Below are 20,960 nucleotides of genomic sequence, written 5' to 3' on the forward strand. Positions count from 1 at the left end.
GATGGTTTCCAGGCCGGCGATGCAGTTCATCAGGGTCGACTTGCCGCAGCCCGACGGGCCGACGAGGATCAGGAACTCACCGTCCTTGATCGACAGTTCGATGTTCTTCAGGGTGTCCGGCAGGCCGGCGATCATCGCCGCTGCCATGTCCACGTTGTATTCCTTGGCGCCGGTGCTGGTGTTGACCAGGTTGTTCAGCGCCACCGTAATCGGCTGCGAATCACCGCTGGAGAACACCACACCGAACAGGAAGTCGTTCCAGATCTGAGTGAACTGCCAGATCAGGCAGACCATGATGATCGGCGTCGACATCGGCAGAATGATCCGCCGGAAAATGGTGAAGAAACCCGCGCCATCCAGACGTGCGGCTTTCACCAGCGCATCGGGAATGCTCACGTAGTAGTTACGGAAGAACAGCGTGGTGAACGCCAGACCGTAAACCACATGGATAAACACCAGGCCGGTGGTGGTGCTGGCCAGACCCATCTTGCCGAGGGTGAACGAGGCTGGCAGCAGCACGGTCTGGAACGGCAGGAAGCAGCCGAACAACAACAGACCGAAGAACAGTTGCGAGCCACGGAAGCGCCACATCGACAACACGTAACCGTTCAACGCACCGATGGCGGTGGAGATGATTACGGCAGGGACGGTGATCTTGATCGAGTTCCAGAAGTAGCCATCAACCGTGGCCCAGGCCTTGACCCAGCCGATGCCGCTGACCACGGTCGGCCAGCTCAGCAGGTTGCCGGAGCTGATGTCTTCCGGGGTCTTGAAGCTGGTCAGCAACATGACCACCAGCGGCACCAGATAAAGGAACACGGCGAAGATCAGCACCGCGTAAATCGCGATGCGACTCAGGCTGATCGCAGGTTTGGCAGCGAGACTAGTCATTGCGCTTGGTCCTCAGCTCGGAATACAGGTAAGGCACGATGATCGCGAGAATCGCACCGAGCATCAGAATCGCACTGGCCGAGCCCATGCCCATCTGGCCGCGACTGAACGTGAACGAGTACATGAACATCGCCGGCAAATCAGAGGAATAACCCGGGCCACCGGCAGTCATCGCGGCAACCAGGTCGAAGCTCTTGATCGCGATGTGCGCCAGAATCATTACCGCACTGAAGAACACCGGACGCAGACTTGGCAGCACCACTTTCCAGTAGATCGTCGGCATGCTCGCGCCGTCGATCTGCGCGGCACGGATGATCGACTGATCAACCCCACGCAGACCGGCGAGGAACATCGCCATGATGAAGCCCGAGGCTTGCCAGACAGCGGCGATCACCAGGCAATAGACCACGCGATCGGGGTCGATCAGCCAGTCGAGACGGAAGCCTTCCCAGCCCCAGTCACGCAACAATTTGTCCAGGCCCATGCCCGGGTTGAGCAGCCATTTCCACGCGGTACCGGTGACGATCATCGAGAGCGCCATCGGGTACAGGTAAATGGTGCGGATGAAACCTTCGCGGCGGATACGCTGGTCGAGGAACACCGCCAGCAGCACGCCGATCACCAGGGTGATGCCGATGAACATGCCGCCGAACAGGGCGAGGTTCTTGCTCGCGACCCACCAGCGATCGTTGTCGAACAGCCGCTGATACTGCGCCAGGCCGGCCCACTTGTAGTTGGGCAGGAACGTCGAAGTGGTGAACGACAGAATGAACGTCCACAGGATGTAGCCATAGAAGCCCACCAGCACGATGAACATGCTCGGCGCCAGCACCAGTTTTGGCAGCCAGCGTTGCAATGCATCGAACGGCGAGGCCTTGCTGAACACAGCAACAGAACTCATGGGGGAATCCAGTACAGGGGATTAGGGTTGCATTTGGGTTCCCTGTGGGAGCCCGCCTATGGTGAGGGGATTTATCCCCTCACCACACAGGCTCACTCCTACAGGGGCCAAGCATTACTTGGCCGACTGAATCGCCGCGCCGAGTTTCTTAGCCGCATCGGCCGGGTCGGCTTTCGGGTCGTTGATGTAGTTGGTCACTACGTCAAAGAACGCGCCCTGCACCGCCAGCGTGGTCGCCATGTTGTGCGCCATGCTCGGTTGCAAACCGCCGGACTTGGCGTCTGCCAGGAAGTCCTTGGCAGCCGTCTGCGCGCAGGAGTCGAAACCGAGTTTCTCCATGTCGTTCAACATGTCGATACGAACCGGGATCGAGCCTTTGTTGATGCTGAAGACCTTCTGGAAGTTTTCACCCAGCACGACCTTGGCAATGTCCTTCTGACCCGCGGCTGTACCGGCGTCTTTCTGCTTGAACACAGCGAGGGAGTCGATGTTGTAGGTGAACGCCTTGTCGGTGCCCGGAAAAGCTACGCACTGGTAATCCTTGCCGGCGATTTTCTTCGCGGCAGTCCATTCGGACTTGGCCCAGTCACCCATGATCTGCATGCCGGCCTTGCCGTTGATGACTTTGGCCGCCTCCAGGTTCCAGTCCTGACCTTTGCCGTCAGCGTCCATGTAGGTCGCGACTTTCTTCAGCTCGGTCAGGGCCTTGACCATTTCCGGGCCGGTCAGCGCTTTGTTGTCCAGATCGACCAGGGCTTTCTTGTAGCCATCAACACCCATGACCGACAGCACAACGGCTTCGAACACGGTGCTGTCCTGCCAAGGCTGACCGCCGTGGGCCAACGGAATAAAGCCCGCAGCCTTGAGCTTGTCGCCAGCGGCGTAGAATTCTTCGAGGGTGGTTGGCGCTTTTTCGATGCCGGCTTTCTTGAAGACTTCCGGGTTGATCCACAGCCAGTTCACGCGGTGAATGTTCACCGGCACGGCCACGTAATCACCGTCGTACTTCACGGTATCGGAGACTTTCTTGTCGAGCAGGCTGTCCCACTTCTCTGCTTTGGCAACGTCTTTCAAGACGTCGGTGTCGAGCAGACCGGTCGACGCCCATTCCTGGATGTCCGGACCTTTGATCTGGGCAACGCCCGGTGGGTTGCCTGCAACGGCACGGCTTTTCAGCACGGTCATGGCAGTTGCACCGCCACCACCGGCGACAGCGCCGTCTTTCCAGGTGAAACCGTCTTTTTCGACTTGGGCCTTGAGCACATCAACGGCAGCTTTTTCGCCACCGGACGTCCACCAGTGCACGACTTCGACCGAACCTTTGGATTCGGCAGCGGAAACACTGAGAGGCAGAATTGCGAGCGGGAACAGGGAGGCGACAGAAATGACAGTAGCGAGGCGAGAAATCGCATTCATCTGAGATGTACCTTTCTTGTTGTTATGCATTGCAAGTCTGGTGCTTGCGCTGCACAGGAGTTTAAACAGGACGTTTGCCTTCGCAGGTAACGAAGGGACGCGCGAATGTCACCACATGGTTACACAGGAACGGCCCGGGATAATTGCGCCAGAGCCGTTGCCATACTGGGTGACAAGGGTAGGCGCGGAATCAGCACCGCTTGCCAAGCGTGATAGAGATCGGGCTTGCCCGGCCAGATATCGGCACTTGGGCGGTTTTGCGGATCGAGTTCGTGGTGCCAACTGCCATCGCAGCGGTCGATGAAATTCATTTCGCAAAACTCCCAGAACAGCCGGTACCAGGTTTCGTATTGCTGATCGCCAGTACGCTTGAGCAACGCGCTGGCAGCGGCGCTGGCTTCAGCATGGGTCCAATGCAGACGATGGCGAACCACGGCTTTGTTGTCCCAGTCGAGGGTGTAGACAATGCCAGGCGCGCCGTCGACGTCCCAGCCATGACGGCAGTTGTTGTCGAAAAGCTTTTGCGCATCGGTCGCCAGCCAACCCGGCGTAAGCATGCCGGCCTGGACCCGCGCGGCTTCGAGGTGCAGCAACAGCCGCGCCCACTCGAAACCATGGCCCGGCGTGGTGCCGTAAGGGCGGAAACCGTCGGCGGGATTGTCCTGGTTGTATTCACGCAGTGGCTGCCAGTTGCGATCGAAGTGTTCGATGACCAGGTAATCATTGGCGGCGGCGTGACCGTGGATCACCCGCTCGACGATGCGTTGCGCGCGTACCAGCCAGCGCGGGTCTTCAGTGACATCGGCCAGCGCGAGGAAGGCTTCGGTGGCGTGCATGTTGCTGTTGGCGCCGCGATAGGCTTCTTCTTCGCTCCAGTCGCGATTGAAGAATTCGCGCATGGCGCCCTCTTCTTCGCTCCAGAAATACGTGTCGATGATGTCGATCGCGTCATCCAGCAAAGCCTGGGCGCCGGGACGTTGCGCGACAACGGCAGAACTCGCCGCCAGTGCAACGAACGCGTGCAGATAGGCGTTCTTGCCGGTGTTGTCGTCGCGATGTTCGGCCACCGCAAACCAGCCACCGTGCAAGGCATCCCGCAACGGCCCGCGCAGGGCGGCGATACCGTGATCGATCAGCTCGGCAAACCCCGGCAGACCCTGAATATGGGCCATGGCGAAGCTGTGGGTCATGCGCGCGGTGTTCATGGTTTCGGCCTGCGCGCTCGCTGGCAACTGGCCGCGTTCGTCGAGGTTGCCGAAGCCTTGAGGCAGTTTTGAAGCCTTGGCGAAATCCAACAGACGCAGGCCTTCGGCGGCGAGCCATTGCTGGTGGGCAGGGGCGTTCAGCCAACTGCTGAAGCCTGGGTTGAAGAGATCCATGGGTGGCCTTTTTTGTTGTTATGACTGCGGGGAGTCTAAACAACGGACCGGGATGGGCTTGTAACGAAGGGGACGGGTTTTGTCACGAGTCAGTGACATTTAAAAGCAAAGTCTTTTGATTTTCAGTCCATCGAACGGGGTAGTTGCAACGTGACCCGCAAACCACCCTCGCGCAAATTCTGCAACGTCACCTCACCGCCATGGCTATGAGCAATGTTGCGTGCAATCCCGAGGCCGAGCCCATACCCCTGCTGCTGCCCCGCCAACCTGAAGTGCGGTTCAAACACCTGCTCCAACCGCTGCTCCGGCACGCCCGGCCCTTCATCGTCGACATGCAGAACAAACGCACTCTCATCGTCATCGATGTGCAGATGTGCGTTCTGCCCGTACTTCAAGGCGTTGTCGATCAGGTTGCCGATGCAACGCTTCAACGCCAAAGGCTTGCCCGAATAGGCCGCCAGTGCCCGTCCGTGCTGAGTCACGCGGCCATTGCCGTTCGGCGCCAGATAAGGCTCCACCAGACAATCGAGCACATGGTTGAGGTCAACCGGTTCGATGTTCTCGTGGATGTCAGTGTCTTTCACGCATTGCAGCGCGCCTTTGACCAGCAACTCCAGTTCGTCCAGATCGCGGCCGAACTTGGCTTGCAGTTGTTCGTCTTCCAGCAGTTCGACGCGCAAGCGCAAGCGAGTGATCGGCGTGCGCAGGTCATGGGAAATCGCGCTGAACAACTGGCTGCGTTCGGTCAGGTAACGGCTGATGCGCTCGCGCATGGTGTTGAACGCACGGCCCACTTCGACCACTTCACTGCCGCCGCCCTCGGCCACCGGCTCGACGTCGGCCCCCAGCGACAGATCCCGCGCCGCCCGCGCCAGACGCTTGAGCGGTCGGCTCTGCCAATGCACCAGCAAGCCGATAAACAGCAGCAGAAAACCGCTGGTGAGGACGATAAACCACACCTGCTGCGACGGCAGGCCCTGCTCTTCAAGGCTGGTGTAGGGCTCGGGCAACAGCGAGGCGATGTACAGCCATTCGCCCGGCGCCATCTGAATCTGCGTGACCAGCACCGGTGGATTCACCGGCTCAAGAGTGAGCGCATAGTGCGCCCAGGAACGCGGTAGCTCATCGAGCTTCAGGCCGGCGTTGAAGATCCGCAGGTCCTCCGGACTGACGAAGGTCACCGAGATATCAGTGTCATGGCCGAGGGATTGACGCAGCACTTCGTCGACCGCTTTCATCACTGCTGCTTTGCGCGGTGTGACCGGCAGCACGTCCATGCCCAACGGTTTGTCGTTGAGGGTCACGACAAATCGGGTGCCGCCCATGCTGCGCAACTGATCGAGTACCAGCGGCCGATACGCTACCGGCAGCGAACGAAAGTAACTGACGCTGGCGGTCATCGAATGGGCGAGGCTGCGGGCGCTGGTGACCAGCCCTTCGAGCTGGGTGGCGCGCAGTTGCGAAACCCAGATCACGCTCGACAAGGTTTGCGCGAACAACACCGCGAGCAAGGTCAGCAGCAACATCCGCCCAAGCAGCGAACGTGGCACCGGTACTTTGGCGGCGAGTTTGCGCAGCGACTCAGTGACCATTGCCGGCAACCACGTTGGCTGCCAGTTGGTAGCCGCTGCCGCGCACGGTACGGATCAGCCGTGGCGGTTTTTCCGTGTCGCGCAGGCGTTGGCGCAAGCGGCTGACGGCCATGTCGACGATGCGATCCAGCGGCATCAGATCACGGCCACGGGTGGCGTTGCCGATGGTATCGCGGTCGAGGATTTCCTGCGGGTGGTCGAGAAACAGTTTCAGCAGGGCGAAGTCGGCGCCGGAGAGAATCACTTCCTCGCCGTCGGTGTGGAACAGCCGATGGCTGACCATGTCCAGTCGCCATTCATCGAATGCCAGCACATCGCTGCCGCTGCGTTCCTGACCGAATTGCGCACGGCGCAGCAGCGCTTTGATGCGCGCTTGCAGTTCGCGGGGGCTGAAGGGTTTGCCGAGGTAGTCGTCGGCGCCGAGTTCCAGACCGATCACCCGGTCGGCTTCGTCGGAACTGGCGGTGAGCATGATGATCGGCACCTGCGCCTGACGCGGATGCTGACGCACCCAACGGCAGAGGCTGAAGCCGTCTTCGTCGGGGAGCATGACATCGAGGATCACCAGATCGCTCGGCGCCTCATTGAGCGCCTGCCGGAAACTGGCGCCATCGGCTGTGGCCCGCACCTGAAACCCGGCGCGGGTCAGGTAGGTTTCCAGCAACTCGCGTATTTCCTGGTCATCATCGACCAACAATATCGACTTGTTGACTGAGCTCACTTCGAAGGCATCCTTGTTGTTGGAATTGGGGCGGATTATGCCTTAAGCATCGAACTTACAAACACCACAGAACCAATGTGGGAACAAAACCTGTGGTGAGGGGATTTATCCCCGATGGGTCGCGCAGCGTCCCCAAAAAGCTGGGCCTGCTGCGCAGGCCATCGGGGATAAATCCCCTCGCCACAGATGAATCCCCTCACCACAAAGGGTCACACCTACAGTTTGATTGCATTTCAGGTCGGGATGGATTGATCCAGCGCCACACCAGCACCCACAAGGCCGGAATACGGCGCCGTCACCAGCCACACCGGAATGCCCTTGAAGTAATCACTCATGCAGCCCTTGTCGGCGAAGCTGCGGGCGAAACCGCTCTCAAGGAAGAAATCGGCAAAGCGCGGAATCACGCCGCCGACGATGTACACCCCACCTCGCCCGCCGGTGGTCAGCACGTTGTTGCCGGCCACTCGCCCGAGCCAGCAGCAGAACTGCTCCAGCACTTCCAGGGCAATCGGATCACCGGCCAGCCCCGCAGCGGTGATCGATTCCGGGGTATCCAGTGTCGGCTCATGGCCATCCACTGCGCAGATCGCCCGGTAAACCCGTGGCAAGCCGCCGCCGCTCAACGCGGTTTCCGCGCTGACATGGCCGATCTCGTTATGGATGTGCTGCCACAACTGAGTTTCACGCGGGCTGCTCAACGGCAGATCGACGTGACCGCCCTCGCCCGGCAACGCGGCAAAACGGCCTTCACCCAAGTCGAGCAAAGTACCGACGCCAAGGCCAGTACCCGGCCCAATCACCACCGCCGGACGCAACGGCTCCGGCGTGCCCTCGCAGACCACGCGAAACTCATCGGGCTGCAAACGGGTCATGCCCAACGCCATCGCCGAGAAGTCGTTGACCAGCAACAACTGCTCGACCTGCAAGGTTTCGCAGAATGCCTTGCGACTCAGGCGCCAGTGGTTGTTGGTGAACTTGAATTCATCGCCGCTGACGGGACCTGCCACTGACAGGCACACCGAACCGATCGAGCCTGGCGCCAGACCGAGCCCGCTCAGATAGAGGCTGATCGCCTCCTCCGGGCTGGCGTGGTCGGCCGTGGCCAGCACTTGAATCGATTCGAGTTGCTGATTTTTCCACAACGCAAACCGCGCGTTGGTGCCTCCGATGTCACCGACCAAAGCCAGTTTCAATTAAGCGTCTCCAGGGCAGAAGTGAAGGCGCTGGCGCCCTGCTCCGCCGAGCTGAAGGCCAAACGCATGAAGCCGAACAGTTCGCGACCGCTGCCAATGTTATTGCCCAACAGGCCTTTGGCAGGTTCGCGCGCGGCAAATTCTTCGGCGTCCACTTTGAGTTCCAAAGTGCCTTTGACGCCATCGACGCGGATGATATCGCCCTCTTGCACTCGCGCCAAAGCGCCACCGACATAAGCTTCAGGACTGACGTGGATCGCCGCCGGGATTTTCCCCGAGGCGCCGGACATGCGCCCGTCGGTCACCAGCGCGACTTTGAAGCCGCGATCCTGCAGCACGCCGAGGAACGGCGTCATCTTGTGCAGCTCCGGCATGCCGTTGGAGCGCGGGCCCTGAAAGCGCATCACGGCGACGAAATCCTTCTCCAGCAAACCGGCTTTGAACGCATCGGCCAGATCCTGCTGATCCTGGAACACCATGGCCGGCGCTTCGACGATCTGGTTTTCCAGCGCCACGGCGGACACCTTCATCACACCGCGACCGAGGTTGCCTTCCATCACCCGCAAGCCACCCTCCGCCGAGAATGCGCGAGCGACTGGACGCAGGATGTTTTCGTCGAGGCTGTCGATCGGGCCTTCGCGCCACACCAGTTGACCGTTATCGAGGAACGGCTCTTTGGTGTATTGGCTCAAGCCGTGACCGAGCACGGTGTTGACGTCTTCGTGCAGCAGGCCCGCCGCGAGCAGTTCGCGGATCAGGAACGACATGCCGCCAGCGGCCTGGAAGTGGTTGATGTCGGCTTTGCCGTTCGGGTAGACGTGGCTCAGGGTCGGCACGACTTCAGAGAGGTCGGCCATGTCCTGCCAGGTCAGTTGAATGCCTGCGGCCATGGCGATGGCCGGCATGTGCAGGGTGTGGTTGGTCGAACCGCCGGTGGCGTGCAGCGCAACAATCGAGTTGACCAGCGACTTCTCGTCGACGATTTCGCCGATCGGCATGAAGTTGCCGTTCTGTTTGGTCAGTCGCGTGACTTGATGTGCGGCTTCGCGGGTCAAGGCATCACGCAGCGGCGTGTTCGGATTGACGAAGGATGCGCCAGGCAAGTGCAGGCCCATGACTTCCATCAACAACTGGTTGGTGTTGGCGGTGCCGTAGAAGGTGCAGGTGCCCGGGCTGTGGTAGGACTTCATCTCCGATTCCAGCAGCTCTTCGCGGGTCGCCTTGCCTTCGGCGTACTTCTGCCGCACGTCGGCTTTTTCCTTGTTGGAAATACCGGAGACCATCGGCCCGCCCGGGACGAAAATCGTCGGCAGATGACCAAAACGCAGGGAGCCCATCATCAGGCCCGGCACGATCTTGTCGCAGATGCCGAGCATCAGAGCGCCGTCGAACATGTTGTGGGAAAGCGCCACCGCCGTCGACATCGCGATCACTTCGCGGCTCGGCAGGCTCAGTTCCATGCCCGGCTCGCCTTGGGTCACGCCGTCGCACATCGCCGGAGTGCCGCCGGCAAACTGGCCGACCGAGCCGATTTCGCGCAGGGCGTTTTTGATTTGTTCAGGAAAGACTTCGTACGGCTGATGCGCCGAGAGCATGTCGTTATAGGAAGAAACAATGGCGATGTTCGCCGAATTCATCATCCGCAGGCTGTGCTTGTCTTCGCTGCCACACCCGGCCACGCCGTGGGCGAAGTTGGCGCACTGCAGCTTGCCGCGCATCGGGCCGTCAGTGGCGGCGCCGCGAATCAGTGCAAGGTAAGCCTGACGCGTAGCGCGGCTGCGGGCGATAAGCCGTTCGGTGACCTCAAGAACGCGGGGATGCATGTGTAGAACTCCAGGCTAACGGATGTGGCGACCTGATTGTCTATGCTGATCAAACGCCGTTGTTGTTGGAATGACAGACGGCTTTTTTGACCATTCGGACCAGTTGATTCAGGTCACTCGTTGTAGATAAAACAAAATATTGCCACTAAAAAGGCTTGTTTTCTATTTTTATGCGAATAATCTTGTAATTCCAACAACAAAACGACGGCGGCGCTCTGGCATGCATCTTCGCATCGGCAGGGCCGGTGGTGGCGACGGCGGCGCTGTTTCATGACTCTTCGAATCGCAATCAATGGTTTTGGCCGCATCGGCCGTAATGTCCTGCGCGCACTGTATACCCAAGGCTATCGACAGGATTTGCAGATTGTCGCCATCAACGATCTGGGCGACAGCTCGATCAACGCGCATCTGCTTAAATACGACACCGTTCACGGCACTTTCGATGCACAGGTCGAGCATGACAACGAGAGCCTGACTGTCAACGGCGACCGCATTGCGGTCAGCGCCATTCGTAACCCGGCCGAACTGCCATGGGCTGCCGAAAAGATTGATGTGGTATTCGAATGCACCGGTCTGTTTACCGACCGTGCCAAAGCCGCCGCGCATATTACTGCCGGCGCACGCAAAGTAATCATCTCGGCCCCGGCCAAAGGTGCCGACGCCACCGTGGTTTACGGTGTTAACCACGACATTCTGCGCCAGTCGCACCAGATCATCTCCAACGCTTCGTGCACCACCAACTGCCTGGCGCCAGTGGCGCAAGTGCTGCACCGCGAACTGGGGATCGAAAGCGGCCTGATGACCACCATTCACGCCTACACCAACGACCAGAACCTGACCGACGTCTATCACACCGACCCGTACCGCGCGCGTTCGGCCACGCAAAACATGATCCCGAGCAAGACCGGCGCCGCTGAAGCGGTGGGCCTGGTGCTGCCGGAACTGGCAGGCAAACTGACCGGCATGGCCGTGCGGGTGCCGGTGATCAATGTGTCGCTGGTGGATCTGACCGTGCAGTTGAAGAAAGAAGCCACTGCCGAGGAAGTGAACGCCCTGCTCAAAGCAGCGAGCCAGCATTCGAAAATTTTGGGTTACAACACGTTGCCGCTGGTCTCCAGTGACTTCAACCACAACCCGCTGTCGTCGATCTTCGACGCCAACCACACCAAATCCAGCGGCAAACTACTGAAAGTGCTGGCCTGGTATGACAACGAGTGGGGGTTCTCCAACCGTATGCTGGATAACTGCCTGGCGCTGTGCAACGCCGAGTAATCCAAAGAATCCCCTATCCCTGTGGGAGCGAGCCTGCTCGCGAATACGATGTGTCATTCAACATTTATGTTGGCTGATACACCGCTTTCGCGAGCAGGCTCGCTCCCACAGGTTTCAATTTCAATTTGAAATCAAGGCTTGACCATACGGGCGGATGATAAGCATTATCATTCGCTTGAAATCGATCAGGTCACCCCGTGAGTCAATCACACTTCAACCACGTCTTCCTCACCCAGCGCCTCTCGCTGCTGCGTACGCTGGAACGGATGGTCAACAATCACAGCACCGCTGAAGACCTGTTGCAGGAAACCTACCTGCGAGTGACGCGGGCGCTGAGCGAGCGGGCCATCGATCATCTCGAACCCTTTGTCTTCCAGACCGCACGCAATCTGGCGCTGGATCATTTGCGTGCGCGCAAGATCCATTCGCGCACCATGGTCGATGACGTGCCGCAGGACGTGGTGCACAGCGTCGCCGCCCCCGCCAGCAGCGCCGAAGACGCCGCCCACGCCGAACAATTGCTGGAGCGCCTGAACGTGAGCCTCAGTGAACTCAGCCCGCGTCAGCAGCAGATTTTCATCCTCAGCCGTTTGCACGGGCACAGCTACCAGGAAATCGCCGACGAATTGAATGTCTCGCTCAGCACCGTGCAGAAAGAACTGAAACTGATCATGACCATTTGCATAGGCGTCGCCGAGCGCTTGAATGGCGACTGAGGCGGTAGGCTCTTTCTGTAAGTGCCAGGTTCGACTGCACTGATCATCGGGCTTTGTTACCCTTGCCCGACTTTTACGCTTCACAAAAAAAACAGCCGTGCGCAGACACTGCCGAGGAAACACCGTGACGGACACCCACCGCTCGCCTTCGCCCGAATCGGCGCAGGATGCTGCACTTGCAATGGACCAGGCACTGGACTGGCTCATCGTACTCGGCAGTCCGAATGAAGAGCAGACCCGGCAGTTTCACGCGTGGCTGTCGGCTGATCCGTTGAATGCCGAGGCGTATGCCAAGGCACAGGCGATCTGGGATGGCCCGCAAATCGCCCAATGCGCGCAAACCCTGGCTTTGCCACCTGCGAAAGTTACCGTCCTCAAGCGTCTGCGTCCGCACTGGAAACCGCTGGCCACCGCTGCGGTGCTGCTGCTCGGGTTGTTCAGCTTCAGTAATTTGCCGATGCGCTTGCAGGCCGATCACCTGACCGTGGTCGGCGAACGCCAGCGCCTGCAACTGGAGGACGGCTCGAAAGTCCTGCTCAATACCAATTCGGCGTTTTCCAGCACCATCAACGATCAGCAGCGCTTCGCACGGCTGTATCAGGGCGAAGCGTTTTTCGAGGTGGCGGCCAATCGCAACCAGCCGCTGGAAATCGATGCCGGCCCGGTCAAAGCCAGCGTGCATGACACTGCATTTGCCGTGCGTTATCTGGACGGCGTTGCGCAGGTCAATGTGCAGCGCGGCGATGTCGATTTGCGCGCCACCCATAACGATGCCCGGGTGCGTCTCTCCGCCGGGGAAAGCATCCGCATCGGCCCCAACGGTTTCGACCGCCCGGCCAAGCTCGACGCAAATACCGATCTGGCCTGGGTGCAAGGTCGACTGGTGTTCGAGAACTGCCCGCTGAATCAGGTGCTGGCCGAGCTGCGCCGCTACTATCCGGGTTGGATCATTAACACCAACGAGCAGTTGGCCGACGTCAACGTCACGGGTAACTACCGCCTCGATCAACCCCTCGACGTGGTGCGCTCCCTCGCCCACATCACCTCCGCACGCTTGCAGGAATTCCCGGCGCTGGTGATCCTGAACTAAATGAGAATTATTTTTACTCGATAGCCGAAGCACGTACGTCTAGTTATAGCCAATGCAATTGATTCGCATCTTCGGACGCTAATCAGCACCTATAAAGATTCGTGCGACACGGAGCGCTATCGATGTCCTCACGCCTTACCCGCCAGACTGCTTCCCCTTCCCGCGTATTGTCGCTGCTGACCGCTGCCATCCTCATGGCCGGTACGGCGCCGCTGCTGGCCGCCACCGAGCAACCGGCGCGCAACATGGGCGATTACTCGTTCGCCATCGGCCAGCAACCGCTGGTGTCGGCACTCAATGCCTTCACCACCGTCACTGGCTGGCAAGTCGGCTTGCCGGCAGAACTGGGTCAGGGCGTATCGTCGGCGGGCGTGCGCGGCTCGCTGCCACCGGAAAAAGCCCTTGAGCGCCTGTTGGTGGGGACCAACTTGAGCTTCCGCAAACTGAGCAACAACAACGTCGTGCTGGAAAAACGCAGTAGCAGCGGCGCACTGAATCTGGATCAGGTGACCATCAGCGCCACCCGACAGGAACAGTCGGTGAACAGCGTGCCAAGTACCGTCACCGTGCACACCCGTGAAGAACTGGATCGCAACAACGTCAACACGATCAAGGATCTGGTGCGCTACGAGCCAGGTGTTTCCGTCGGCGGCGCCGGCCAGCGTGGCGGCATCAGCGGCTACAACATCCGTGGCATCGACGGCGACCGCATCCTCACGCAGGTTGACGGCGTCGAAGTACCGGACGGTTTCTTCAACGGCCCGTACGCCAAGACCCAGCGCAATTACGTTGACCCGGAAATCGTCAAACGCGTGGAAATTCTCCGTGGCCCGGCCTCGGTGCTGTACGGCAGCAACGCCATCGGCGGCGCCGTCAGCTATTACACACTCGATCCGGACGACATCATCAAACCCGGCAAAGACGTCGGCGCCCGCCTGAAAACCGGTTACAACTCGGCCGATGACAGCTGGCTGAAATCCGCCACCGTCGCCGGCCGTGCCGATCAGTTCGACGGTTTGCTGCACTACAGCCGACGCGATGGTCACGAGACTGATTCCTACGGCAGCAACAACGGCACAGGTCTTGAGCGCACCGCCGCCAACCCGGAAGACGTCAAGGCAACCAACGTGCTGGCCAAGATCGGCTGGAACTACAACGACGATTCGCGCCTTGGCCTGACCTACGAAAAGTACAAGGATGATCGCGACACCGATCAGAAAAGTGCCTACGGCGGCCCGTACTTCAACGGCGCCCCGACCATTCCGAACAGCGTGCTGCCCGGCGGCATGTACCAGTGGCGCACCGGTAACGACACCATCACCCGTGAGCGTTTTGGCATTGAACACAGCTTCGCCCTCGACAGCCTGCTGGTCGACAACGTGAAGTGGAGCCTCAACCATCAGATCGCCAAAACCGACCAGAGCACCGAAGAGTATTACTACCCGATCACCCGAAAAGTGCTGCGCACCCGCGACACCATTTACGAGGAAAAACAGTGGGTATTCGATGCGCAACTGGACAAGGCGTTCGCCATCGCTGACACCGATCACGTGCTGACTTACGGCACCACCATCAAGCAGCAGAAAGTCACCGGCTCGCGCAGCGGCGACGGCACGTGCCTGGCGGTCGGTCGTGGCTGCACGGCGATTGGTGCAACCAGTACCGCTGACGTATTGGCCAAGGCCACTGACTTCCCGGACCCGACCATCAACACCTACAGCCTGTTCGCCCAGGATCAGATCAGTTGGAACAACTGGACCTTCCTGCCGGGCCTGCGCTACGACTACACCCAGCTCAAGCCGCACATCACCCAGGAATTTCTCAACACCGTGAACGCTGACGGCACGGACACGGTCAGCGAGAAGAACAAGACCTGGCACAAAGTCTCGCCGAAATTCGGCCTGACCTACGCCTTTAACGACAACTACACCTGGTACGGTCAGTACGCCGAAGGCTTCCGCACCCCGACCGCGAAAGCGCTGTACGGCCGCTTCGAGAACAACACCACCGGTTATACCGTGGCGCCTAACCCGGATCTGGAGCCGGAAAAAAGCAAAAGCTATGAAACCGGTCTACGCGGCAATTTCGAGTCGGGCTCGTTCGATGTGGCGGTGTTCTACAACAAGTATCGCGACTTCATTAATGAAGACGCGGTGAAGCCGGGCGATGACGAACTGACCTTCCAGAGCAACAACATCAAGCACGCGACCATCAAGGGTGCCGAAGTCAAAGGACGTCTGAACCTGGACTCGTTCGGCGCGCCGCAAGGCCTCTACACCCAAGGCTCGATCGCCTACGCCTACGGTCGCAATGACGACAGCGGCGAGCCGCTCAACAGTGTTAATCCGCTGACCGGCGTGTTCGGCCTGGGTTACGACCAGGACAACTACGGTGGCCTGCTGAGCTGGACGTTGGTGAAGAAGAAGGATCGCGTCGACGACACCAACTTCAAGTCGCCGGATGGCGTCAGCAGCCAGTTCAAGTCGCCGGGCTTCGGCCTTCTTGACCTGACCGGGTTCTACAAAGTCACCGACGACGTCACCGTCAGCGGCGGCATTTACAACCTGACCGACAAGAAATACTGGCTGTGGGATGACGTGCGCGGTTACGACAGCGTCGGCGAAGCCTCGGTGACGCAACCGGCCAACCTCGATCGCCTGACCCAACCGGGTCGCAACTTCGCGATCAATCTGATCTGGGACATCTGATCCCGTCGAACTCACTGCGCGTGTTGATACGCCGCGCAGTGAGGCTTTTTTTACTGTCCGGCGCTATCCCGTTCGTCTCGTTATCAAGCGCCTCTTTTATCAAGGACATGTCATGACCACTTCGCAAAAAGCCCTGCGTTCGCAACGTCTGAACCAGATCACCCACGAGCCGCACAGCAAGCTCGACGCCCTGGTCAAAGCCCACGCGCCGTTCGAGACCCGCGCCAACTTCGCCCGGTTTGTGGTGGCGCAATACCTGTTTCAGTCGGAACTGGTCGGTCTGTACAACGATGCCGAGCTGACAGAGATCGTCGCGGACTTGCCCGCTCGCTGCCGCGCTGAAGCCGCCAAGGCCGACCTGGCGGATCTGGACACCGAGGTCCCGGCGCCGGTTGCCGGCGCAGTGAAAAACCCGAGCAAGGCCCGGGCACTGGGCTGGATCTTCGTCTCTGAAGGTTCGAAGCTCGGTGCTGCGTTTCTGATCAAACGCGCCGTGGCGCTGGAACTGAGCGAAACCTTTGGTGCGCGTCATTTGGGTGAACCTGAAGGTGGACGCGCCGAGGGTTGGAAGCGCTTTGTCAAAACTCTCGACTCGCTGGAGTTCAGCGCCGAGGAAGAAGCTGAAGTGGAGCAAGGCGCGATTGACGCGTTCAAGCGCTTCACCGTGTTGCTGGAACAGGCTTATGCCACCGAAGCAGAACTGGCCTGAAGCAACACCTATTCCTTGTGGGAGCGAGCCTGCTCGCGAAGACGGCAGCACATTCAACATTAATGTGACTGATCCACCGCTTTCGCGAGCAGGCTCGCTCCCACATGGGAACTGCAACAACCTGTAAGATCTCCATTCCGCTTCAGAAGCCACCGCTGAGCCCATGCCGCAACCCGCCTCCTCCAAACTCGCCCGTCTGCTGTTCGGCCTGCTGGCCTACGTCAGCCTCGGCATTGGCCTGATTGCCATCGTCGTGCCCGGCCTGCCGACCACCGAGTTCATCCTGCTCGCCGCCTGGGCCGCGACCCGCAGTTCGCCGCGCCTGAGTGCCTGGCTGGAAAACCATCGCCTGTTCGGGCCGATCCTGAGCAACTGGCGCGACGGCAAGATCATCGCGCGCAAAGCCAAAATCAGCGCCACAGTGAGCATGCTGCTGTGTGCGACGCTGATGCTGGTGATGCTCGATCACGGCTGGCCGGTCTATCTGGCGATTGCCGGGATGAGCCTGGGTAATCTGTGGATCTGGTCGCGACCGGAAACCTTGCCCACCCCTTCCTGAACCCGCGCAACAACACTGAAACTTCCCTGTAATTAATCGCCTTTTCAGCACATTCCCCTGCGCAAACGTTTAGCACTGACCGTTCGTCGGCAAGCCGCTTATGCGCCCTCGCTCCGCGCCGATGAGCATTGCATGGCGCTGAATGGATTTGGCGAACCGGGTAGTTCATGCCCGACAGCCACCCGTTTATTCATTCGCGAGAACGCCCATGTTCGACTCTCTCTCCATTCGCCTGAAAATCGTTCTGCTCTCCGGTCTGTGCCTGCTCGGTGTGGTTGCGCTGATCGTCGGCATGAACATTTACCAGACCAACCAGAACGACGAACTGGTCAGCAACTCCAGCAGCAAGATGCTCACCGCCAGTGTGCAGAACCTGCTGCAAGCCAAGGCCGCCGAACAAGCGGTGCGGGTGCAGAAGACCTTCGGCGAAAGCCTGACGGTCATCACCGCAGTGGCCGACCAGATCAAGGACATGCGCGTGATGGCGGGCAAGCGTTCGCTGGACGCTGGCGCTCTGCGTGAAGAGTTGAACCTGAGCCTGAAAACCGCGTTCGAGCGCAACGACAAAGTGCTCGGCATCTGGCTCGCCTTCGAACCCAATGGGCTGGACGGCAAGGACAGCGAATTCGCCAACGACGCGGCCCGCCAGTCCAACGAAACCGGACGTTTTTCCACCTACTGGAGCCGCGCCGGCGGTGCCTCGCTGAACACGATCATGGTCGAAGATGACCTGACCAAGACCACCCTAAGCGTCAGCGGCACGCCGTACAACAGTTGGTACACCTGCCCTCGCGACAACAAGCGCACCTGCCTGCTCGACCCGTATGCCGATACCGTCGGTGGCAAGGAAATGCTCATGACGACCATTTCCGTGCCGTTGATCGTCGATGGCAAAGCCATCGGCGTGGCCGGCGTTGATATCGCCCTCGACGCCCTGCAAGCGGCGGCTGTGGACTCGCAGCGCAACCTGTTCAACAACGCCGGGCACATGCTTATCGTCTCGGGCAGCGGCGTGTTGGCTGCGGACAGTTCGGATGCTGCCAAGGTTGGCAAAAAGATCGGCGACACTCTCGGTGCCGATGGCAAGGATGTGCTGCAGCTGCTCGGCAGTGGCACGCCGAAGATTCTTGAACAGGGCGACCTGATCCGCGCCGTGTACCCGGTCGATCCGATTGGCAATTCGCGGGCCTGGGGCGTGGTCATCGACCTGCCGAAACAGGTGCTGCTGGCCGACTCGGTCAAACTGCAAGCGGTGCTCGACGACGCACAGGAAACCGGCGTATTTACCGCACTGGCGGTGGCTGTTGTTGCCGGGCTGATTGGCTTGTTGCTGATCTGGCTCACGGCTTCCGGCGTCACGCGTCCGATCAACAGCGTCGCCGAGATGCTGAAGAATATCGCCAGCGGTGAAGGCGATCTGACTCAGCGCTTGAACTACAGCAAGCAAGATGAATTGGGCGAACTGGTGAACTGGTTCAACCGTTTCCTCGACAAGCTGCAACCGACCATCGCGCAGATCAAACAGAGCATCACCGAGGCGCGCGGCACCGCCGACCAGTCTTCGGCAATCGCCCGCCAGACCAGCGAAGGCATGCAGGTGCAGTTCCGCGAAATAGACCAGGTTGCCACCGCCTCCAACGAAATGAGCGCCACTGCCCACGACGTTGCCAACAGCGCATCGAACGCCGCCAACGCCGCCAAGGGTGCCGACCAGTCGGCCAAGGACGGCATGTCGATCATCGAGCGCAGCACCCGCGACATCAATCAACTGGCTGATGAAGTCAGCAAAGCGGTGACCGAAGTCGAAGCGCTGGCAGTCAACAGCGAGCAGATCGGCTCGGTGCTGGAAGTGATCCGCAGCATCGCCGAACAGACCAATTTGCTCGCTCTCAACGCCGCCATTGAAGCAGCCCGTGCCGGTGAAAGCGGTCGCGGGTTTGCCGTGGTCGCCGACGAAGTGCGCAACCTGGCCAAGCGCACGCAGGATTCGGTGGAGGAAATTCGCGTGGTCATCGAGCGGATTCAGACCGGCACCCGTGGCGTGGTCGCGACCATGCATTCGAGCCAGACCCAGGCGCACAACAACGCCGGGCAGATCCGTCAGGCCGTGGATGCGCTGGGCAAGATCAGCGATGCGGTCACGGTGATCAGCGACATGAACCTGCAAATCGCCAGCGCCGCCGAACAGCAGAGCGCGGTGGCTGAAGAGGTCAATCGCAACGTTTCGGCGATTCGTACCGTGACTGAAACCTTGACCGAGCAAGCCACTGAATCGGCAGCGATCAGCAGCCAGCTCAACGCCTTGGCGAGTCAGCAGATGAAGTTGATGGACCAGTTCCGCGTCTAATCGCTACACCGCTCCCACAGGAGGAACGCATTTCAAATGTGGGAGCGAGCCTGCTCGCGAAGAGGCCAGTTCGGGGCACAAAAACCTGATCAATCAGCCCGGCTCAAAGACGTCCACAACACCTGCACACCAGATCCGCCGTCGATGCCGACCACTGCCGCGACGCGAGAAACCTCACAACGACAACACCCCGCTGTACAACCCATAAGCCGCCAGCCCTGCCCCAATGATCACGCCGGTAAAAATACCCTTCTCCACCGTGGTGAACAGCGGCTCACCCTGTTCATGCTTGGCTTTGGCAAACAGGATCACCCCCGGCGCATACAGCAACGCCGACAACAGCAAATACTTCACCCCGCCGGCGTACAACAACCACACCGCATAACACAGGGCGATGCCACCGATCAGCAGATCCTTGGTGCGTTCGGCCGAGGCGTGTTCGTAGGTTTCGCCGCACCCACTCAACAGCACGGCGTAGGCAGCCGACCACAGATACGGCACTAGAATCATCGACGAGGCGAGGTAGATCAGGCTGGTGTAAGTGCCTGCCGAGAACAGCGTGATCAGCAGAAAAATCTGGATCATCACGTTGGTCAGCCACAACGCATTGACCGGCACATGATTGGCGTTTTCCTTTTTCAGGAACGCCGGCATGGTATTGTCCCGGGCCGTGGCGAAAAGGATTTCGGCGCACAACAACGCCCACGACAACAACGCCCCCAGCAGTGAAACCGCCAGGCCGAGGCTGATCAGCAGCGCGCCCCACGGCCCGACGATATGTTCCAGCACCGCCGCCAGCGACGGGTTCTGCAAGGTCGCCAGTTCCGGCTGGCTCATGATCCCCAGCGACAGCACGTTGACCAGCACCAGCAACGCCAGCACGCCGATAAATCCGATCACCGTGGCACGGCCGACGTCACTGCGCTTCTGCGCCCGTGCCGAGTACACGCTGGCGCCTTCGATGCCGATGAACACAAACACTGTCACCAGCATCATGTTGCGCACCTGATCCATCACCCCGCCGAAACTCGGGTTGCTGCGGCCCCAGATATCGCGGGTAAAAATGTCAGCCTTGAACGCCACGGCAGCGATGACGATGAACATGATCAACGGCACGATCTTGGCCACGGTGGTCACCTGGTTGATGAACGTCGCCTCCTTGATCCCGCGCATCACCAGAAAATGCACGGCCCACAGCAGCACCGACGCGCAGCCGATGGCAACCGGTGTGTTGCCCTGGCCGAACACCGGAAAGAAGTAGCCGAGGGTGCTGAAGAGCAGGACGAAATAGCCGACGTTACCCAGCCAGGCGCTGATCCAGTAACCCCACGCCGACGAGAACCCCATGTAGTCGCCAAACCCGGCCTTGGCGTAGGCATACACCCCCGAGTCCAGTTCGGGCTTGCGATTGGCCAGGGTCTGGAACACAAAGGCCAGGGTCAACATGCCGATCGCGGTAATCCCCCAGCCGATCAGAATCGCCCCGGCGTCGGCACGCGCCGCCATGTTTTGCGGCAAGGAAAAAATCCCCCCGCCAATCATCGACCCCACCACCAGGGCGATCAACGCACCCAGTCGCAGCTTTTGCGTCGGTTGCGACATTCCAGTCTCCCTTCTCCTGCTCTGGCAATTATCAAAAAGAT

General features: G+C 59.9%; 15 protein-coding genes and 2 pseudogenes. 8 read left to right on the forward strand and 9 right to left on the reverse strand.

Annotation, left to right across the window (positions count from 1 at the left end; genetic code table 11):
* From ACIOVB_RS21410 to edd, 8 genes are all read right to left on the reverse strand, one after another.
* Positions 1-891, reverse strand: an 891-nt coding sequence (locus ACIOVB_RS21410) for an ABC transporter permease subunit (RefSeq protein ID WP_401271135.1), incomplete at its 3' end; no start/stop codon positions are given.
* Positions 884-1,792, reverse strand: coding sequence for a carbohydrate ABC transporter permease (locus ACIOVB_RS21415; RefSeq protein WP_187679738.1), 909 nt, complete (start codon positions 1,790-1,792; stop codon positions 884-886). The genes ACIOVB_RS21410 and ACIOVB_RS21415, both read right to left, overlap by 8 nt.
* Positions 1,793-1,906: 114 nt before the next feature.
* Complete coding sequence (locus ACIOVB_RS21420; protein WP_187679739.1) at positions 1,907-3,208, reverse strand: ABC transporter substrate-binding protein; 1,302 nt, start codon at positions 3,206-3,208, stop codon at positions 1,907-1,909.
* 119 nt (positions 3,209-3,327) lie between these two features.
* Positions 3,328-4,587, reverse strand: a complete 1,260-nt coding sequence (locus tag ACIOVB_RS21425) for an AGE family epimerase/isomerase (RefSeq protein ID WP_401271138.1) — start codon at positions 4,585-4,587, stop codon at positions 3,328-3,330.
* Between the two features lie 122 nt (positions 4,588-4,709).
* Positions 4,710-6,179: an ATP-binding protein gene (locus ACIOVB_RS21430; protein ID WP_187679741.1), complete on the reverse strand. Its 1,470-nt coding sequence runs from the start codon at positions 6,177-6,179 to the stop codon at positions 4,710-4,712.
* Positions 6,169-6,900 (reverse strand): response regulator, encoded by a 732-nt coding sequence (locus ACIOVB_RS21435; RefSeq protein ID WP_003227460.1) that lies wholly within the window; start codon positions 6,898-6,900, stop codon positions 6,169-6,171. The genes ACIOVB_RS21430 and ACIOVB_RS21435 overlap by 11 nt, the downstream gene beginning before the upstream one ends.
* Before the next feature lie 233 nt (positions 6,901-7,133).
* Positions 7,134-8,093 (reverse strand): glucokinase, encoded by a 960-nt coding sequence (locus ACIOVB_RS21440; protein WP_401271141.1) that lies wholly within the window; start codon positions 8,091-8,093, stop codon positions 7,134-7,136.
* Positions 8,090-9,916: a phosphogluconate dehydratase gene (gene edd, locus ACIOVB_RS21445; protein ID WP_187679743.1), complete on the reverse strand. Its 1,827-nt coding sequence runs from the start codon at positions 9,914-9,916 to the stop codon at positions 8,090-8,092. The genes ACIOVB_RS21440 and edd overlap by 4 nt, the downstream gene beginning before the upstream one ends.
* A 270-nt stretch (positions 9,917-10,186) precedes the next feature.
* Between edd and gap the strand changes: the two genes are divergently transcribed.
* From gap to ACIOVB_RS21485, 8 genes and pseudogenes are all read left to right on the forward strand, one after another.
* Entirely contained in the window at positions 10,187-11,188 is a 1,002-nt protein-coding gene (gene gap / locus ACIOVB_RS21450; RefSeq protein ID WP_187679744.1) for a type I glyceraldehyde-3-phosphate dehydrogenase, read from the forward strand.
* 197 nt (positions 11,189-11,385) lie between these two features.
* Positions 11,386-11,904 (forward strand): RNA polymerase sigma factor, encoded by a 519-nt coding sequence (locus ACIOVB_RS21455; protein WP_401271145.1) that lies wholly within the window; start codon positions 11,386-11,388, stop codon positions 11,902-11,904.
* Positions 11,905-12,028: 124 nt separating this feature from the next.
* Positions 12,029-12,994: a FecR family protein gene (locus tag ACIOVB_RS21460; protein WP_401271148.1), complete on the forward strand. Its 966-nt coding sequence runs from the start codon at positions 12,029-12,031 to the stop codon at positions 12,992-12,994.
* Between the two features lie 122 nt (positions 12,995-13,116).
* Positions 13,117-15,702, forward strand: a complete 2,586-nt coding sequence (locus ACIOVB_RS21465) for a TonB-dependent receptor (RefSeq protein ID WP_401271150.1) — start codon at positions 13,117-13,119, stop codon at positions 15,700-15,702.
* A gap of 112 nt (positions 15,703-15,814) precedes the next feature.
* On the forward strand, positions 15,815-16,411 hold the full coding sequence (locus ACIOVB_RS21470; protein WP_401271153.1) for a biliverdin-producing heme oxygenase: 597 nt from the start codon (positions 15,815-15,817) through the stop codon (positions 16,409-16,411).
* Positions 16,412-16,574: 163 nt separating this feature from the next.
* The gene (locus tag ACIOVB_RS21475; protein ID WP_401271156.1) at positions 16,575-16,970 is read left to right on the forward strand and encodes a YbaN family protein; all 396 of its coding nucleotides are present in this window, start codon (positions 16,575-16,577) and stop codon (positions 16,968-16,970) included.
* Positions 16,971-17,451: 481 nt separating this feature from the next.
* A pseudogene (locus tag ACIOVB_RS21480) lies at positions 17,452-18,411 on the forward strand (cache domain-containing protein); the annotation flags it as partial.
* 378 nt (positions 18,412-18,789) lie between these two features.
* Positions 18,790-19,317: pseudogene (locus tag ACIOVB_RS21485) on the forward strand (methyl-accepting chemotaxis protein); the annotation flags it as partial.
* A 174-nt stretch (positions 19,318-19,491) separates the two neighbouring features.
* Here ACIOVB_RS21485 and arcD read toward each other — a convergent pair.
* Positions 19,492-20,919, reverse strand: a complete 1,428-nt coding sequence (gene arcD / locus ACIOVB_RS21490; protein WP_401271159.1) for an arginine-ornithine antiporter — start codon at positions 20,917-20,919, stop codon at positions 19,492-19,494.
* Positions 20,920-20,960 lie beyond the last annotated feature (41 nt).

The organism is Pseudomonas sp. NPDC087639, assembly GCF_044743385.1.
Taxonomy (GTDB): domain Bacteria; phylum Pseudomonadota; class Gammaproteobacteria; order Pseudomonadales; family Pseudomonadaceae; genus Aquipseudomonas.

Bases quoted from the DNA above. Each gene is read 5' to 3' on its own strand.
- gap (WP_187679744.1), top strand. From the start codon at position 10,187: ATGACTCTTCGAATCGCAATCAATGGTTTTGGCCGCATCGGCCGTAAT.
- ACIOVB_RS21465 (WP_401271150.1), top strand. From the start codon at position 13,117: ATGTCCTCACGCCTTACCCGCCAGACTGCTTCCCCTTCCCGCGTATTG.
- ACIOVB_RS21415 (WP_187679738.1), bottom strand. From the start codon at position 1,792: ATGAGTTCTGTTGCTGTGTTCAGCAAGGCCTCGCCGTTCGATGCATTG.
- ACIOVB_RS21425 (WP_401271138.1), bottom strand. From the start codon at position 4,587: ATGGATCTCTTCAACCCAGGCTTCAGCAGTTGGCTGAACGCCCCTGCC.
- ACIOVB_RS21470 (WP_401271153.1), top strand. From the start codon at position 15,815: ATGACCACTTCGCAAAAAGCCCTGCGTTCGCAACGTCTGAACCAGATC.
- ACIOVB_RS21475 (WP_401271156.1), top strand. From the start codon at position 16,575: ATGCCGCAACCCGCCTCCTCCAAACTCGCCCGTCTGCTGTTCGGCCTG.
- ACIOVB_RS21430 (WP_187679741.1), bottom strand. From the start codon at position 6,179: ATGGTCACTGAGTCGCTGCGCAAACTCGCCGCCAAAGTACCGGTGCCA.
- arcD (WP_401271159.1), bottom strand. From the start codon at position 20,919: ATGTCGCAACCGACGCAAAAGCTGCGACTGGGTGCGTTGATCGCCCTG.
- edd (WP_187679743.1), bottom strand. From the start codon at position 9,916: ATGCATCCCCGCGTTCTTGAGGTCACCGAACGGCTTATCGCCCGCAGC.
- ACIOVB_RS21420 (WP_187679739.1), bottom strand. From the start codon at position 3,208: ATGAATGCGATTTCTCGCCTCGCTACTGTCATTTCTGTCGCCTCCCTG.